Origin of the sequence: Pseudomonas sp. Marseille-Q5299 (assembly GCF_943737035.1) — a bacterium.
GTDB lineage: Bacteria > Pseudomonadota > Gammaproteobacteria > Pseudomonadales > Pseudomonadaceae > Aquipseudomonas > Aquipseudomonas putida_E.
On the sequence record NZ_CALSFR010000001.1, the window covers coordinates 122,039 to 138,677 of the forward strand.

General features: G+C 61.5%; 11 protein-coding genes and 1 pseudogene. 8 read left to right on the plus strand and 4 right to left on the minus strand.

Features of this window, described 5'->3' with window-relative positions:
• Nucleotides 1-3 precede the first annotated feature (3 nt).
• The 8 genes from NGJ21_RS00600 (at nt 4) to NGJ21_RS00635 (ending at nt 11,754) form a co-directional block, all read left to right on the plus strand.
• Nucleotides 4-1,833 carry an extracellular solute-binding protein gene (locus NGJ21_RS00600; protein ID WP_204918484.1) on the plus strand — a complete coding sequence of 610 codons (1,830 nt, stop codon included), beginning with the start codon at nt 4-6 and terminating at the stop codon, nt 1,831-1,833.
• Complete coding sequence (locus NGJ21_RS00605) at nt 1,830-3,665, plus strand: extracellular solute-binding protein (protein WP_174142522.1); 1,836 nt, start codon at nt 1,830-1,832, stop codon at nt 3,663-3,665. Before NGJ21_RS00600 ends, NGJ21_RS00605 begins: the two co-directional genes overlap by 4 nt.
• A gap of 1 nt (nt 3,666) precedes the next feature.
• Complete coding sequence (locus NGJ21_RS00610; RefSeq protein WP_039603181.1) at nt 3,667-4,740, plus strand: microcin C ABC transporter permease YejB; 1,074 nt, start codon at nt 3,667-3,669, stop codon at nt 4,738-4,740.
• 1 nt (nt 4,741) lies between these two features.
• A complete protein-coding gene (locus NGJ21_RS00615) occupies nt 4,742-5,761 on the plus strand; it encodes an ABC transporter permease (RefSeq protein WP_046785219.1) in 1,020 nt (339 codons plus the stop codon).
• 1 nt (nt 5,762) lies between these two features.
• Nucleotides 5,763-7,373 carry an ABC transporter ATP-binding protein gene (locus NGJ21_RS00620; RefSeq protein ID WP_046785220.1) on the plus strand — a complete coding sequence of 537 codons (1,611 nt, stop codon included), beginning with the start codon at nt 5,763-5,765 and terminating at the stop codon, nt 7,371-7,373.
• Nucleotides 7,374-7,713: 340 nt separating this feature from the next.
• Nucleotides 7,714-8,229 (plus strand): sigma-70 family RNA polymerase sigma factor, encoded by a 516-nt coding sequence (locus NGJ21_RS00625; protein ID WP_115274300.1) that lies wholly within the window; start codon nt 7,714-7,716, stop codon nt 8,227-8,229.
• Nucleotides 8,226-9,188 (plus strand): FecR domain-containing protein, encoded by a 963-nt coding sequence (locus tag NGJ21_RS00630; protein WP_251961682.1) that lies wholly within the window; start codon nt 8,226-8,228, stop codon nt 9,186-9,188. Before NGJ21_RS00625 ends, NGJ21_RS00630 begins: the two co-directional genes overlap by 4 nt.
• Before the next feature lie 88 nt (nt 9,189-9,276).
• Entirely contained in the window at nt 9,277-11,754 is a 2,478-nt protein-coding gene (locus tag NGJ21_RS00635; RefSeq protein WP_251961683.1) for a TonB-dependent siderophore receptor, read from the plus strand.
• A gap of 104 nt (nt 11,755-11,858) precedes the next feature.
• On the opposite strand, the gene NGJ21_RS00640 is transcribed toward NGJ21_RS00635, so the two are convergent.
• The 4 genes and pseudogenes from NGJ21_RS00640 to NGJ21_RS00650 form a co-directional block, all read right to left on the minus strand.
• Nucleotides 11,859-13,211 (minus strand): spinster family MFS transporter, encoded by a 1,353-nt coding sequence (locus tag NGJ21_RS00640; RefSeq protein WP_251961684.1) that lies wholly within the window; start codon nt 13,209-13,211, stop codon nt 11,859-11,861.
• Nucleotides 13,212-13,345: 134 nt separating this feature from the next.
• Nucleotides 13,346-13,852 (minus strand): methyl-accepting chemotaxis protein, encoded by a 507-nt coding sequence (locus NGJ21_RS25990; RefSeq protein ID WP_261981986.1) that lies wholly within the window; start codon nt 13,850-13,852, stop codon nt 13,346-13,348.
• Nucleotides 13,853-13,882: 30 nt separating this feature from the next.
• Nucleotides 13,883-14,644: pseudogene (locus NGJ21_RS25995) on the minus strand (PAS domain-containing protein); the annotation flags it as partial.
• Between the two features lie 32 nt (nt 14,645-14,676).
• Nucleotides 14,677-16,449, minus strand: a complete 1,773-nt coding sequence (locus tag NGJ21_RS00650) for a bifunctional diguanylate cyclase/phosphodiesterase (RefSeq protein WP_251961685.1) — start codon at nt 16,447-16,449, stop codon at nt 14,677-14,679.
• Nucleotides 16,450-16,639: the final 190 nt, after the last annotated feature.

Consider the following 16,639-nt stretch of genomic DNA (forward strand, 5'->3'; position numbering starts at 1 on the left):
GACTTGATACGTCCCCTCCTGCTGTCACTCAGCCTGGCCTTGAGCTTTCCCGCAGCCGCGATGGTGAGCGAAAGCCACGGATACGCGCAGTTCGGCACGCTCAAGTACCCAGCCACATTCACCCACTTCGACTGGGTCAACCCGCAAGCGCCCAAGGGCGGCACCTTGCGCGCCATGGCATTGGGCACCTTCGACACGCTCAACGCCTATACCTTCAAGGGTTCTAGCCCGGTCACAACGCCGAACTTCCTGCAGTACGGTGTCAACGAGCTCAACGAAACACTGATGGTCGGCACCGGCATGTATGACCCTTCCGGGGACGAGCCCACCTCCAGTTACGGCCTCATCGCCCGCTCGGTGGAGTACAGCGAGGACCGCAGTTGGGTGGTGTTCAACCTGCGCCCGCAAGCGCGCTGGCATGACGGCAAACCGATCACTTCTGCAGACGTCGCCTTCTCTTACCGCACGCTGCTCAAGGACGGCCACCCGATCTACCGCACCAACCTGCAGGAAGTGCAGCGCGTGGATATCCTTGGCCCGCTGCGCATCCGCTTCGTGTTCAAGCGCGCTGGCAACCCGCTGCTGATCCTGCGCCTGGGCGAGATGCCGGTGCTGCCCAAACACTACTGGCAAAACCGCGATTTCAAGGCCACCACCTTCGAGCCGCCGCTTGGCAGCGGCCCCTACCGCATCACTCAGGTGCAGCCCGGCAGGCGCCTGGTGTTCGAGCGGGTAAAGAACTACTGGGGCAAGGACCTGGCGGTAAACCGCGGCAAGTACAACTTCAACCGCATCGAATACGAGTTCTATCGGGACGCCACAGTCGCGTTCGAAGCCTTCAAGGCAGGCGAGTTCGACATCTATATCGAGCATCAGGCAAAGAACTGGGCCAACGGCTACAACTTCCCGGCACTGCGCCGTGGCGAGGTGATAAAGGCCCAGATCCCCCATCGCATCCCGACCCAGACCCAGGGGCTGTTCATGAACAGCCGCCGGGCCACCTTCAGCGACGCCAGGGTACGCCAGGCGCTGGGCCTGATGCTCGACTTCCAGTGGACCAACCGCGCCCTGTTCAGCAGCGCCTACCGGCGCTCGACCAGCTACTACCCCAACAGCGAGTTTGCCGCCAGCGGCCTGCCCACGGGCAAGGAGTGGCTGCTGCTGGCGCCGTTCCGTGACCAATTGCCGGAAAAGCTGTTCACCCAGCCCTATCAGGTCAGCCACACCGATGGCCGCGGCATCGACCGCCAGAGCCTGCGCCAGGCGCTGAGCCTGCTCGGTCGCGCCGGCTGGAAGCTCGACGGCCAGCGCCTGGTGAACGCACAAGGCCAGCAATTGCGCATGGAGCTGCTGCTGGTGAATCCCAACCTCGAACGCATCCTGCAACCTTATGTCGAAAACCTGGCGAGCATCGGCATCGATGCGCGCTTGCGCACCGTGGACCGTGCCCAGTACAAACAACGCCTGGACCAGTTCGACTTCGACATGATTCTGATGACCTTGAGCCAGACCTTGAGCCCCGGCCTTGAGCAGTGGCTGTACTTCCATTCCAGCCAGGCTGCGACCAAGGGCAGCAAAAATTATGCTGGGGTCAAGGATCCGGTGGTCGACCACCTGCTCGACACCTTGCTCGCCGCACGCACCCGCGATGACCAGGTCGCCGCCGCCCGCGCCCTGGACCGCGTGCTGTCCTGGCAGTACTACATGATCCCCAACTGGTATCTCGACAATCACCGCCTGGCCTACCGCAACCGGTTCGGTTTCGTCACCACACCGCCCTATACCCTGGGGCTGAATACCTGGTGGCTAAAGACTTCGGAGAAAGCCCAATGATGCCAACATACCGCCTGCGCCAGCTGGCAGGCAGCCTGCTGCTTGCCTGCCTGAGCCTACCGGCAATGGCCGCGCCACAACACGCACTGACCCTTTATGATGAAGCGCCGAAGTACCCGGCCGACTTCAAGCACTTCGACTACGTCAACCCCGACGCGCCCAAGGGCGGCACCTTCCGCCAGTCAAGTTTCGGCGGCTTCGACAGCCTCAACCCGTTCATCAACAAAGGGGTGGCCGCCGAAAACCTCAGCGCCATCTACGACACCTTGATGCGCCAGAGCCTGGACGAGCCGTTCACCGAGTACGGCCTGGTTGCCGGCAAGATCGAAAAGGCCCCGGACAACAGCTGGGTGCGCTTCTACCTGCGCCCCGAGGCGCGCTTCCACGACGGCCACCCGATGCGGGCCGAAGACGTGGTGTTCACCTTCAACGCCCTGATCAAGGACGGCGCACCGCTGTACCGCCAGTACTATGGCGATGTCGCCCAAGTCGTCGCCGAAGACCCGCTGCGCGTGCTGTTCACCTTCAAGCACAAGAACAACCGCGAGTTGCCGCTGATCCTCGGCCAGTTGCCCGTGCTGCCCAAGCACTGGTACGAAGGCCGCGAATTCAACCGCGGCAACCTGGAAATCCCGCTCGGCAGCGGCCCGTACAAGATCACCGAGGTCAAGCCCGGCCGCTCGATCCGCTACGAGCGGGTCAAGGACTACTGGGCCAAGGACCTGCCGCTCAACCGCGGCCAGTTCAACTTTGACGCCATGACCTTCGACTCCTACCGCGACAACACCGTCGCGCTGGAAGCACTCAAGGCCGGCCAGTTCGACTATGGCCTTGAGACCAGCGCGAAAAACTGGGCCACCGCCTACAACGTTCCCGCCGTACGCGATGGCCGCCTGATCAAGGAAGAGCTGCCCAACGGCAACCCCACAGGCATGCAGGGTTTCATTTTCAACCTGCGTAAACCGGTGTTTCAGGACATCCGCGTGCGCCAGGCGCTGAGCCTGCTGCTGGACTTCGAGTGGACCAACAAGCAGTTGTTCAACGGCGCCTACACCCGCACCGGCAGCTACTTCGAAAACTCCGAAATGGCCGCCCAGGGCCTGCCCTCGCCTGACGAGCTGAAAATCCTCGAGCCTATGCGCGGCAAGGTCCCCGAACAGGTGTTCAGCGAGGCTTTCCACAACCCGGTCACCGACGGCAGCGGCATGATCCGCGAACAGCAGCGCCAGGCCTACAAGCTGCTGATGGACGCTGGCTGGAAGATCGTCGACGACAAGATGGTCGACAAGAACGGCAAACCGGTGTCCATCGAGTTTCTGCTGGCCCAGACCGAATTCGAGCGCATCCTGCTGCCGTTCAAACGCAACCTGGCCGACCTTGGCATCGACCTGAACATCCGCCGCGTCGACGTTTCCCAGTACATCACCCGCCTGCGCTCGCGTGACTTCGACATGATCGTCAGTGGCTATCCGCAGTCCAGCTCCCCAGGCAACGAGCAGCGCGAGTTCTGGTCCAGTGCCGCTGCCGACAACCCCGGCAGCCGCAACTTCATGGGCCTGCGGGACCCGGCCATCGACCAACTGGTCGAAGCGCTGATCAACGCCGATTCCCGACAGAGCCTGATCAACCACGCCCGCGCCCTGGACCGCGTGCTGCTGTGGGGTTACTACGTGATCCCCAACTGGCACATTAAGACCTGGCGCGTGGCCTACTGGAACCACATCGGCCACCCCAAGGTTTCGCCCAAGTACGACATCGGCATCGACACCTGGTGGATCAAGCCCGAGGTGACGCCAGCCGTGTCCGAAGCGCCTGCGCAAGAGGCCAACTGACATGCTGGCCTACATCCTGCGTCGCCTGCTGCTGATCATCCCGACCCTGTTCGGCATCCTGGTGATCAACTTCATCATCGTCCAGGCCGCCCCCGGCGGCCCGGTGGAACAGATGATCGCCAAGCTCGAAGGTTTCGAGGGCGCAACCAGCCGGATTGCCGGCGGCGGCGCCGAAGTCTCCGTGGCCGGCTCCAACTACCGCGGTGCCCAGGGCCTCGACCCTGCCCTGATCGCCGAAATCGAGCGCATGTACGGCTTCGACAAGTCGCCCCCCGAGCGTTTATGGATCATGGTCAAGAACTATGCCCAGCTGGACTTCGGCGAGAGCTTCTTTCGCGATGCCAAGGTCATCGACCTGATCGCCGAGAAGATGCCGGTGTCGATTTCGCTCGGGCTGTGGAGCACGCTGATCATGTACCTGGTGTCGATCCCCCTGGGTATCGCCAAGGCGGTGCGCCACGGCAGCCACTTCGACGTCTGGACCAGCTCGGCGATCATCGTCGGCTATGCCATCCCGGCGTTCCTGTTCGCCATCCTGCTGATCGTGCTGTTCGCCGGCGGCAGCTACTTCGACTGGTTCCCGCTGCGCGGCCTGACCTCGAACAACTTCGACGAGCTGTCCACCACCGGCAAAGTGCTCGACTACTTCTGGCACCTGGTGCTGCCGATCACCGCCCTGGTGATCGGCAACTTCGCCACCATGACCCTGCTGACCAAGAACAGCTTCCTCGACGAGATCAACAAGCAATACGTGGTCACCGCCAAAGCCAAAGGCCTGAGCCGCTCGCGGGTGCTGTACGGCCACGTGTTCCGCAACGCCATGTTGCTGGTGATCGCGGGCTTCCCTTCGGCGTTCATCGGCATCTTCTTCACCGGCTCCCTGCTGATCGAGGTGATTTTCTCCCTCGACGGCCTGGGCCTTATGAGTTTCGAGGCGGCCATCAACCGCGACTACCCGGTGGTGTTCGGCACCTTGTTCATCTTCACCCTGCTAGGGCTGGTGGTGAAACTGATCGGCGACCTCACCTACACCTTGGTCGATCCGCGCATCGACTTCGCCAGCCGGGAGCACTGACATGGCCTTGTCCCCTCTCAACCGTCGGCGCTTCGAGCGCTTCAAGGCCAACCGACGCGGCTGGTGGTCGCTGTGGCTGTTCCTCATCCTGTTCGGCCTGAGCCTGGGCGCCGAGCTGATCGCCAACGACAAACCGATTGCCGTGCGCTACGACGGCGAGTGGTTTTTCCCGGCCTTCAAGCGCTACCCGGAAACCACCTTCGGCGGCGAGTTCCCACTGGAGGCCAACTACAAGAGCCCGTATATCCGGGAGCTACTGGCCAAAAAAGACAGCTTCGTGCTGTGGGCCCCGATCCCGTACAGCTACCAGAGCATCAATTACGACCTGCGCGTACCCGCCCCTGCGCCACCCTCGGCGGACAACCTGCTGGGCACCGACGATCAGGGCCGTGATGTACTGGCGCGGGTGATCTACGGCTTCCGCATTTCGGTGCTGTTCGCCCTCACCCTGACCATCCTCAGTTCCATCATCGGCGTCATCGCCGGTGCCCTGCAGGGCTTTTACGGTGGCTGGGTGGACCTTGCCGGCCAGCGCTTTCTGGAGATCTGGTCCGGCTTGCCGGTGCTGTACCTGCTGATCATCCTTGCCAGCTTCGTGCAGCCCAACTTCTGGTGGTTGCTGGGCATCATGCTGCTGTTTTCGTGGATGAGCCTGGTCGACGTGGTGCGTGCCGAGTTCCTGCGCGGGCGCAACCTCGAGTACGTGCGCGCCGCCCGTGCCCTAGGGATGCGCAATGGCGCGATCATGTACCGGCACATCCTGCCCAACGCCATGATTTCAACCATGACCTTCATGCCCTTCATCCTCACCGGTGCCATCGGCACCCTGACCGCCCTGGACTTCCTCGGTTTCGGCCTGCCACCGGGCGCGCCGTCGCTGGGCGAACTGGTGGCCCAAGGCAAGTCCAACCTGCAGGCGCCATGGCTGGGCATCAGCGCCTTTGCCGTATTGGCGATCATGCTGAGCCTGCTGGTATTCATCGGCGAATCCGCCCGCGATGCCTTCGACCCGAGGAAGTGAGATGAGTGAACAGAACCTGATCGAAGTGCGCGACCTGGCGGTGGAGTTCGTTACCGGCGAACAGGTCAACCGTGTGGTCGATGGCATCAGCTTCGACATCCGCAAGGGTGAGACCCTGGCGCTGGTCGGCGAGAGCGGTTCGGGCAAGTCCGTTACCGCCCACTCGATTCTGCGCCTGCTGCCCTATCCACTTGCACGCCATCCCAGCGGCAGCATCGGCTATGAAGGCAACGACCTGCTGCAGCAAGGTGAGAAGGCCATGCAGAAGATTCGCGGCAACCGCATCGCGATGATCTTCCAGGAGCCGATGACCTCGCTGAACCCGCTGCACTGCATCGAAAAGCAGATCAACGAAATCCTGCTGCTGCACAAGGGCCTCACCGGCAAGCAAGCCACTGCGCGCACGCTGGAGTTGCTGGAGCTGGTGGGCATTCCCGAGCCGCGCAAGCGCCTGAAGGCCCTGCCCCACGAGCTGTCCGGTGGCCAGCGGCAGCGGGTGATGATCGCCATGGCGCTGGCCAATGAGCCGGAGTTGCTGATTGCCGATGAACCTACCACCGCACTCGACGTGACCGTGCAACTGAAGATTCTGGAGCTGCTCAAGGAACTGCAGGCGCGGTTGGGCATGGCATTGCTGCTGATCAGCCATGACCTGAACCTGGTAAGGCGCATTGCCCACCGTGTTTGCGTGATGCAGCGTGGGCAGATTGTCGAGCAGGCCGATTGCGCGACGCTGTTCAGTGCGCCGCAGCACCATTACACACAGATGCTGATCAATGCCGAGCCCAGCGGCTTGCCGGCACATAACCCGGTTGGCGCACCGCTGCTGGAAGTGAACGACCTGAAGGTATGGTTCCCGATCAAGAAAGGCTTGCTGCGCAAGACGGTTGACCATGTGAAGGCGGTGGACGGGATCAACTTCAGCTTGCCGCAAGGGCAGACACTGGGGATCGTGGGTGAGTCGGGATCTGGCAAGTCGACGCTGGGGCTGGCGATCTTGCGCCTGATTTCGAGCCAGGGGGGCATCCGCTTCCATGGCCAGGCGCTGGAAGGCTTGAACCAGAAGCAGGTGCGGCCACTGCGACGTGAGATGCAAGTGGTGTTTCAGGACCCCTTTGGTAGCCTCAGCCCACGTATGTGTGTGGCGGATATCGTTGGTGAGGGGCTGCGGATTCACAAGATTGGTACAGCCGCAGAACAGGAAGCGGCAATTATCGCGGCGCTGGAAGAGGTAGGCCTGGACCCACGCACGCGCCACCGCTACCCGCATGAGTTTTCGGGTGGGCAACGTCAACGTATCGCCATCGCCCGGGCGCTGGTGCTCAAGCCGGCGTTGATTCTGCTGGATGAGCCGACGTCTGCGCTGGATCGTACGGTGCAGCGGCAGGTGGTGGAATTGCTGCGCAACTTGCAGCACAAGTACAACCTCACCTACCTGTTCATCAGCCATGACCTTGCCGTGGTCAAAGCGTTGAGTCACCAACTGATGGTGATCAAGCAGGGGCATGTTGTGGAGCAAGGCGAGGCTCAGCAGATCTTCCATTCACCCCAGCATGCTTATACGCAGCAACTGCTGGAGGCGGCGTTTTTGCGTCATGACACTGAACGGTGACTGCCTTCCAGGGCCTGATGGTTTTACCCGTATCAAGGCAGAGGTTGTGCGCCCAGAGCACGGAGCAGCAGGCTGTTTCGCTGCCGCCTAGATCGCCCGTCTCGGCTCTGATAATAGCCTTGATGCATGAGTTCGAATCCCTGGAGGAGCTGTTTTACCAGCTAAAAGCCTCTGGCAAAGCAATCAGGAAGGTGGCCTACGTGCTTGTCACGGTGTACGACAACGCCCGTGGGCCTAAGGCGCGAAAGGCGTAGCCTTCGGGCAAACCTTTGCTATTGCAAACACCTCCACCACGCACGACAATAAGATTCATTACCAATCGCGAACCATTCCATCCAAAATGCCCGCCAACGACCTCTCTCTGCGTAGCGCCGTCAATCACCTGTATTGCGAGCATCACAGCTGGCTCAATGGCTGGCTACGCAAGAGGCTTGGCAACGCATTCGATGCCGCGGACCTGACGCAGGATACGTTCGTGCGGGTGATCAAGGCACGCAGCGCACTGGACATTCGCGAGCCGCGCCCGTACTTGTCGAGGATCGCCAAGGGCTTGCTGATCGACCTGTTTCGTCGGCGCTCACTGGAACAGGCATACCTGGAAACCTTGGCAGCCTTGCCGCAAGCACAGCACCCGTCGCTGGAAGAGCAGGCGATCATGTTGCAGGCACTGGTAGAAATCGATCGCCTGTTGCAAGGGCTGGGGCCGAAGGTCAGGCAGGTGTTCATGCTGTCGCAATTCGACGGGCTGACCTACCCGCAGATTGCCGAGCAGCTGAACATCAGCGTGCGCAGCGTCAACAACTACATGGCAAAGGCAATGGAGCATTGCTGTTTGATGCAGATGCAATTGGCATGAGCCTTTCGCCCGCCGAGTTGCAGGCCATCAGTGCAGCAGCCCGCTGGTACGCGCGGCTGCAGTCTGGCATCGCCACCGACGCCGATCGCAGCGCCTGGAACGACTGGCTGGCTGCCGACCCGGTCAATCGCCAAGCCTGGCAGCGGATGACCGCTGTGGGGGAGCAGATGGCAAGCGTGCCGGGTGCGCTGGCCGCACCCGCCCTGCGTGGTGCCGCACGTTCCCGCCGGCAGCTGTTACGCAGCGTATTGGTATTAGTGCCAGCCACCTCGCTGGGCTGGCTGGGGTGGCGTAGCAACAGCTCGCAACAGCTGTTTGCCGATTACCGCACCGCAGTGGGTGAGCGCCGTACCTTTCGTTTGGCCGATGGCAGTTCACTGCTGCTGAACACCGACACCTCTGTAAACCTCAAGTACGACGGCCAGCAACGGGTGCTGGAACTGCTTCGCGGTGAAATTCTGGTATCGACCGCTAACGACCCAGCACAGCGGCCATTCAAGGTAAGCACCACACATGGCGAGGTCCGGGCGCTGGGCACGCGCTTTATCGTTCGCACACAAGCGCTGGGCGGTGAGGTGGCAGTCCTGGAGAAAGCGGTAGAAGTCAGAGCGTCCAGCAGCGCATTGACAGTGCGCGTTGAGGCCGGGCAATCCATCGCCTTCACCGACCTCACGGTGGGGCAGCTACGGCGTAATGACGCTACGGTGGGAGCCTGGCAACACGGCAGCATCATTGCCATTGATCGCCCCCTGGTCGAACTGCTTTCCGACCTGTCGCGCTACCGCACCGGCGTGCTGCGCTGTGATCCGCGTATTGCGCAAATGAGGGTCTCTGGCGCGTTCCCAATCGATGACACCGACCTGGCGTTGGCTGCGCTGGAAAGCGGGCTTTCATTACGCGTCACGCGTTACAGCCGTTTCTGGGTCAATGTGTCGCCTCCTGTCGTCCCGCCTCAGTAATTAAAAAATTCTTTTTTGCACTTTTCTTACGCATCGTTCGGCTCATCCCCCATTGGGTGTCATCGATCATTTTCAGGGGGGGATTAGGATGTCTGAGGTATTCAAGCGTGGTCGTCTGGCGACCGCGGTAAAAGTCGCGCTGCTGGCAGTAACCACTGTCGGAGCCTGGTCCACAGCAACGGTCGAGGCAGCCGTGGCGGCCCAGCACAGCGCAGTGCGGTCGTTCGACATCCCTGGTGGCAGCCTGACCGAAGTCCTTGGCCACTTCGCCAGCGCGGCGGGGGCGGCGATTTCGTTTGATGCCAGGCAAACAGACGGCTTTAGCTCCTCGGGGCTCAAAGGTACCTTCGGTGTCATTGAAGGCTTTAGCCGGATTCTGGCCGGCAGCGGCCTGCAAGCCCAGGCGCAGTCCAACGGCACCTATGTACTGCGGGAAGTGCCTTCCGCTGGTTCGGCAATGGAACTTGGTGCCACCAACATCACCGGCCAGGTGCTGGGCGCCACGACAGAGAACAGCGGCTCGTACACCACGGGCGCGGTCACCATAGGCAAAGGTGAGCACTCGCTCAAAGAGACGCCACAGTCGGTGACGGTAATGACCCGCAAGATGATGGACGACCAGAACCTGTACACCATCGACCAGGTCATGGAGAAGACGCCCGGCATTACCGTGTACGACTCGACCATGGGTGGCAAATACTTCTATTCACGCGGGTTCCGCATGTCGGGCCAGTATCAGTACGACGGTGTGCCGCTGGACATGGGCAACCTCTATGTCCAGGCCGACAGTTTCAGCAGCGACATGGCGTACTACGACCGGGTCGAAGTGCTGCGCGGCGCAGCGGGCATGATGAAAGGCTCCGGCGGCACTGCCGGCGGGGTGAATTTCGTGCGCAAGCGCGGCCTGGCAGCTGCGCATACCGACATCACCCTGTCCGGCGGCAGTTGGGACAACTACCGCGGGCAACTGGACACCGGCGGCCCGCTGAACGCATCCGGCACTCTGCGCGGCCGGGCAGTGATCGCCGAACAAAGCCGCCACTATTTCGTGGACGACGCCAACCGCAAAGATCAGGTGTATTACGGTGCGCTCGACTTCGATCTGAATGCCGACACCACCCTGGGGCTGGGCGTTGCCTATGAAGACGTGGATGCCAACCCATGCTGGGGTGGCCTGCCGCGCTACCGCGATCGCAGCGACTTGAAGCTGAGCCGCTCAACCTGCCTGGACCCCTCATGGAACACCTGGCGCAGCCAGCGCACCACCGTGTTCAGTGATGTGTCCCATCAGCTTAACGAAGACTGGAAACTCAAGGTTGCCAGCGTCTATACGAAGAACACCCAGGACATCAAGTACGCGTTTGCCTCAGGTGCAGTGACGCCCGGTACCAATACCACTGGCATGCTGGGCAGCATGTATGACTACGACCAGGTCGATTACGGCCTGGACGCCTACGTCGGTGGCACATTCGATGCGTTTGGCCAACAACATGAACTGGTGCTAGGCATGAATGCGAGCCGTTCGAACAAGGACGACTTCTACTCAGTGGCCTTTCTGCCGCAGCGCCAGAATGTATTCAACCCCGACAAGTTCATCCCTGAGCCCGACGACAGCTACTTCATCGACAACTCATCTCGCGGCGGGCCGGTGAAGTCCAAGACTACACAAAAAGGCCTCTACTCGACCCTGCGTTTGAAACTGGCCGACCCACTGACCCTGGTGGTTGGCGGCCGGGTGAGCTGGTACACCTCCACGACCGACTCCGACTTTATCAACACCGGTACGTCGGAGCATTCCAGCACCCGCGAGACCGGGCAGGTCACGCCCTTCGCCGGGGTACTGCTGGACTTGAACGAAAACCTTACCGCTTACGCCAGTTACTCGGACATCTTCACTCCGCAAGGCAACTACCGGTCTGAAGACGGTTCCGCGCTCAAGCCGCTTGTGGGCCAGAGCTATGAATTGGGGATCAAGGGGGCCTGGCTGGAGGGGCGACTGAACGGCGCCTTCAACCTGTTCCGTACTATTCAGAAAGACCAGGCGCAGACCGATTACAACTCGTCATGCCCGTCATCCGATGGTTACTGCTACGTCAACGCCGGCAGGGTACGTGCGCAAGGTTTCGAGGCGGAGCTCAGTGGGGAAATCATCGAGCGCCTGCAACTGCTTGCGGGATACACCTACACCCAGACCAAGACCCTGGACGACATCGACAGCAGCCTGAACGGAGCGGCGTTCAACAGCTACGTGCCTCGGCATGTGTTGCGCCTGTGGGGCGAGTACACCCTGAGCGGCGCGTTAGAGCGGTTGTCTATCGGTGCCGGGGTCAACGCGCAAAGCGACAACTTCCGCGTCTCGCCCGCCAGTGGCGAAAAAATCGACCAGGCGGGCTATGCGATCTGGAATGGGCGTATCGGTTATCGCATCGATGACACCTGGTCGGTAGCGCTCAACGGTAACAACCTGTTCGACAAGCGCTACTACGCCAGCATCGGCACCGAAACCTTCGGCAACTATTACGGTGAGCCACGCAACTTCATGGTATCGGTCAAAGCCAGTTTCTGATGCTGACGCTGTCATGACAGCCTTTCGGAACGGCCTTGCCGCTCAGACGTGGCGCCACGTCTGAGCGTTGGCCACCCTCAGAAACCAATCGCGGCCAATGTTACTCAGGCTTGGACAGCGCGGCCCTCCAGTGCTTCGCTGTCAGCCACCATCCCCTCCCGCATGCGCTGCGCATCGCGGCTGAAACACCGCGACGCGGCCAGCAGAAACACCATGGTCAACATCAGTGCCACCGGTATCAGGTACATCGCGTCGTGCAACCCCTGGGCCTTGAACGCCTCGCTCATCATCACTTCCCCCGCTGCGTCCATGGCTGCGACAGCGAAATGGTCCGAAAGCCCGCCCACCACCACCGGCCCTAATCCACCGCCAAGCAGATACAGCCCGGCGAAATACAGCGCCATGGCCGTGGCGCGCAGGCGGGGCTGCACCACGTCCTGGATGGCGGTGTACACGCAGGTGTAGAAGTTGTACGAGAACAGCCAGCCCGCGCCGAACAGCGCCACGAACAGGCCCAGCTCGATCCGCCCAGCGTGCAGCGCCCAGGCAGTGGCCAGCGTGGCGACCAGCATGCTAAGCACGGCGAACATCAGCCGGCCATTGGCAAAGCGCTGATGCACCTTGTCGGCCACCCAGCCACCAAGGGTAAGGCCTACTAGACCGGTCACACCGACAATGACCCCGGTGGCCACTGCGGCTTGTTGCAGTTGCAGCTCGAAGTACCGCTGCAGCATGGGCACCATGAACGAGTTGCAGGCGTACGAAGCAAAATTGAACGTAAGGCCTGCGAGCACCAGCCAGGCGAAGGTGGGCACGCTAAGTACGCGGCGCAGGGGCCGGTCCAGTGGAGCCTGGGAGACGGCTACGGTTTCTGCCGCACCGCGTGCCGGTTCGCGAATCAGGAACAGGAACAGCGCCAGCACCACACCCGGTACTGCGGCAATGAAGAACGGTGCGCGCCAGCTGCCGAAGGCCTGCACCATGGCGCCGATGGTGAAGAAGGCCAGCAACAGGCCCAGCGGCAGGCCGAGCATGAAGATACCCATCGCCCTTGCCCGCCGCTCGGCAGGGAACAGGTCACCGATCAGCGAATTGGCGGCGGGCGCATAGCTGGCTTCACCGATGCCCACCCCCATGCGCACCAGCAGAAAGCTCCAGAAGCTCCCAACCATGCCGTTGACTGCCGTCAGCCCGCTCCATGCCATCAGGCCCCAGCCCATAAGCCGGCTGCGCGAGCCGGTGTCGGCCAGCCGTGCCAATGGCAGGCCAGCGATGGCATAGACCAGCGTGAAGGCTGTGCCGATCAGGCCGATCTGGAAGTCGCTCAGATGCCACTCCAGGCGAATCGGTTCGATGATGATGGCGGGTATGGTGCGGTCGAAGAAATTGAACAGGTTGGCCAGGAACAGCAGGAACAGGATGCGCCAGGCGTTGTTCGCTTGGATGGCGGTCGGCATAGTCAGGTCCCTCGTTATTGTTGTTCGGGGCTTCCAGCACGCCACACGAATCTAGAGGGGGAACTGCGCATCGTCTGCCACCATTGACCGCGCTGATATCGAGCGATGCCCGGTGAGCAGTACGCTGGCCCGGTTCAACGCAAATCCTGACTCACTCGCTCTACAGCGTTCACCACACCCGTCGCGCCCTGCAGGATCACGCCAATCGCCTCACCTGCCTGCGAGGCGAGCTGCAGGCTCTGCGTGGCGTGATCCCGGCTGGTTTCTATCTCGCCAACCGCCTGGCTAGCGAGTGTCTGGTTATGCGCCACCACCGAGACGATCTCATCGGTAGCCGTGCTGGTGCGCGCCGCCAGTTTTCGCACTTCGTCGGCAACCACGGCAAACCCCCTGCCCTGCTCGCCGGCGCGGGCCGCTTCGATGGCTGCATTGAGCGCCAGCAGATTGGTCTGCGCAGCGATGCCGCCGATGGTCTGGACGATCGAACTGATCAACACCGATTGCTCGCCCAGTGCAGTGATCGTCGTGCCGGCCGATTGCAGTTGCCGGGTCATGCCCTGCATGGTCTGCTCCACTTGCTGCACCACCGCCGCGCCCTCAGACGCTCCGCCAACGGTATTGCGGGACACCTCAAGCGCCATCTGCGCGGCCTGTTTGATGGCCTCTTCGCGCTGGACCTGTGCGGTAACCACCGAGGCGAACTTGACCACCCGCACCAATTTTCCCTGCGCATCATTCACCGGGTTGTAACTCGCTTCCAGCCACACTTCGTTCCCGTGCCGGTCCAGGCGGCGGAAACGGCCGGTGACGTAGCGGCCGGTATTGAGCGTTCGCCAGAATTCTGCATATGCCGGGCTGGCGGTATCTTCTGCGCAGCAAAACATCCTGTGATGCTTACCCACCACTTCATCGAGACGGTATCCCATGCCCGCCAGGAAGGTGTCATTGGCGGCCAGCACATTGCCTGCCAGATCGAACTGGATGACCGCGCTGGAGCGCAACAACGCGTCGAGCAGCGCCTGGTTCTCCCGAGCCAGCCCGACCTCTTTGGACACGTCGCGCCCGTATGCGCGGACCTCGCATACCCGCCCTTGTGCATCCAACCGCGGATACCAGCCCAGGCGCCACCACGCCGACTTGCCATTGGCCGCATTCAGGCTCATGTCATCGTGCAGCGGCACACCATTGGCAAGCGCGCTGGCCAACCCGCGCAAGGCCTCAGCGGGAAGCCACTGCCTCAGGTAAGTGCCGGTCAAGGCATCCACAGTGACGCCGAACGCAGCAGCACTGGAAATGTTGCAGTCGACGATCCGCCAATCGGCGTCGAGCCGCAGAAAAAAACCCGCCTGCTCTATTTGCTCCAGGCATTGCCGAAGGCTTTCCAGTTCGCGTTCACGCTCGGCGAGCGTGGTTTTCAATTGCCGGTTGAACATGCTGGCACCTGCTGAGAATAGCGACGAATAAGTCAAATCTGCGACCAGCGGAGCCGGTTGTTGCAGTACCACGTCTGGAAGGCGGCCAGCGGCATGGGCCTTGCCAGGTAATAGCCCTGCGCCTGGGTACAACCCCAGGCCTTGGCACAGGTGAGCTGTTCAGCGGTTTCGATGCCTTCGGCCACAACCTGGTAACCGAGCTGGTTAGCCAACCCCACCAGCGACTGCACCAATAGGAGGTCCTTGGCACTGTGCGTGGCTTTCTGGATCAACGAGCGGTCCAGTTTCACTAGGGTGGCAGGAATGCGGCTGAGGTAAGCCCAGTTGCTATAACCGGTACCAAAGTCATCGATGGCGATGTCGATCCCGGCCTGACGTGCACGCAGCAATTGCCGCCGTACTTCTTCGGGATGCTCGATAAGCACGCTTTCGGTGAACTCCAGTTGCAGGCGCCACGGCGCGATGGCCCTGTGCTGGAGCTCGGCAAGCAAGGTGTCCATGAATGCCGCGCTCTCCAGGTCGCGCGCGGTGACATTCATGCTGATGCGCAAGTCTGGCGCCTGAGCGTGTTGCAGGATGTTCAACACCGCGCGCATCACCCACAGACTGATCGACGCTATCAGCGCGGTTTTCTCGGCCAGGGCGATGAACTCGGCAGGGGAAATATCCCCCAATTGCGGATGACGCCAGCGCAACAGCGCTTCAGCGCTGTTGCAGGTATGGCCTTGCAGTTCGACTCGCGGCTGCAGGTGCAGGCTGAGCTCGTCATCGCTCTGCAGCGCCGCCCCCAGTGAGGTCAACAGGGAGAATGCCCTGCGCTGCGCGGCGTCCACCTCCGGCTGATAGTGCGCGCAGCGGCCAGGGTTGCCACGGGCTGCGTCAGCGGCGCCGACCGCACGGCGCAACCAGTCAAGGCTGCCATCGTCGTCGCAGCGGGTGACCGGCGAAATACCGACCGCGGCGTCCAGGAGCACGGGAATCTGATGACACTGCACAGGGTCGCTCAGCACACCGATTACCCGCGCGCACATTGCCAGAGGGTGCTGATGCACGATAACGGCAAACCGGGTGGGGCTGATCTTGTACAACGCAAGGTCCGGGTCAAGCTGGCTGACGATCAGGTCTTTCACCTGAAGGGTCAGGTCGTGGGCGAAGTTGTAGCCCAACACCTTGATCATGTGCGTAAGCACCTGCGCCGGCATGATGTCGAACACCACCACGGTCAGGGCATCATGGCGTTCAAGGCGCGTCTGCACGTCGCATTCAAGTTTTACCCGATTGAACAGCCCTGTCGGCTGGTCGTAGAAATTTCGATGGCGTATACCGGCAATGATCTGCACTGCCATGTCTGCGAACGCCTGCAACATCCCGCGCTGAGCATCATCCATGGCCTCACGCGGGACCGTATCGATGATGCAGAAACTGCCAATCGCGACCTGTTTGTCCACCAGCAGCGGAGCGCCGCAATAGTAGCGAATGCCGGGTGCACCGGTGACCAGCGGGTTTTCGGCAAAGCGCGGGTCCTGCGTCGCATCCAGTACTTCCAGCGGCTGCGCCTGAAGAATGGTATGGGCACAGAACGCCACATCCCGCGGCGTGCTGTCGGCCTCCAATGCGGTCTTGGCCATGAACCACTGCTGGCACTCGCTGACGATCGAGATCAGGCACATCGGCGCATTGAAGTAGCGGCCGGCCCATTCGACCAGTGTGCGCAGCTCGGTGCTGCAGTCCTGGTGCGCAACACACCACTCAGCGACCGCAGCCAAGCGCTGCTCTTCATTGGACGGCATAGGGGCGACATTCATGTTCATTTCACCTGCCCCTATCGGAATGGCAACAAGGTTATGGCTATGGGCCATTACTGAGACTTCATCACTCCTTTGAACGTTCCGCGCTCCTGCGAGGAAATCAACAGTACCGACAAAACCTGTACAAATCCAGAGCGTTGTACAATTTTTTATTCTTAGCAAAGACTTATTCGCCGTGAATACGGCA

Excerpts from the sequence above, each read along its gene's own strand:
- NGJ21_RS00605 (WP_174142522.1), top strand. The coding sequence starts at position 1,830 with ATGATGCCAACATACCGCCTGCGCCAGCTGGCAGGCAGCCTGCTGCTT.
- NGJ21_RS00610 (WP_039603181.1), top strand. The coding sequence starts at position 3,667 with ATGCTGGCCTACATCCTGCGTCGCCTGCTGCTGATCATCCCGACCCTG.
- NGJ21_RS00615 (WP_046785219.1), top strand. The coding sequence starts at position 4,742 with ATGGCCTTGTCCCCTCTCAACCGTCGGCGCTTCGAGCGCTTCAAGGCC.
- NGJ21_RS00620 (WP_046785220.1), top strand. The coding sequence starts at position 5,763 with ATGAGTGAACAGAACCTGATCGAAGTGCGCGACCTGGCGGTGGAGTTC.
- NGJ21_RS00625 (WP_115274300.1), top strand. The coding sequence starts at position 7,714 with ATGCCCGCCAACGACCTCTCTCTGCGTAGCGCCGTCAATCACCTGTAT.
- NGJ21_RS00630 (WP_251961682.1), top strand. The coding sequence starts at position 8,226 with ATGAGCCTTTCGCCCGCCGAGTTGCAGGCCATCAGTGCAGCAGCCCGC.
- NGJ21_RS00635 (WP_251961683.1), top strand. The coding sequence starts at position 9,277 with ATGTCTGAGGTATTCAAGCGTGGTCGTCTGGCGACCGCGGTAAAAGTC.
- NGJ21_RS00640 (WP_251961684.1), bottom strand. The coding sequence starts at position 13,211 with ATGCCGACCGCCATCCAAGCGAACAACGCCTGGCGCATCCTGTTCCTG.
- NGJ21_RS25990 (WP_261981986.1), bottom strand. The coding sequence starts at position 13,852 with ATGGCGCTTGAGGTGTCCCGCAATACCGTTGGCGGAGCGTCTGAGGGC.
- NGJ21_RS00650 (WP_251961685.1), bottom strand. The coding sequence starts at position 16,449 with ATGAATGTCGCCCCTATGCCGTCCAATGAAGAGCAGCGCTTGGCTGCG.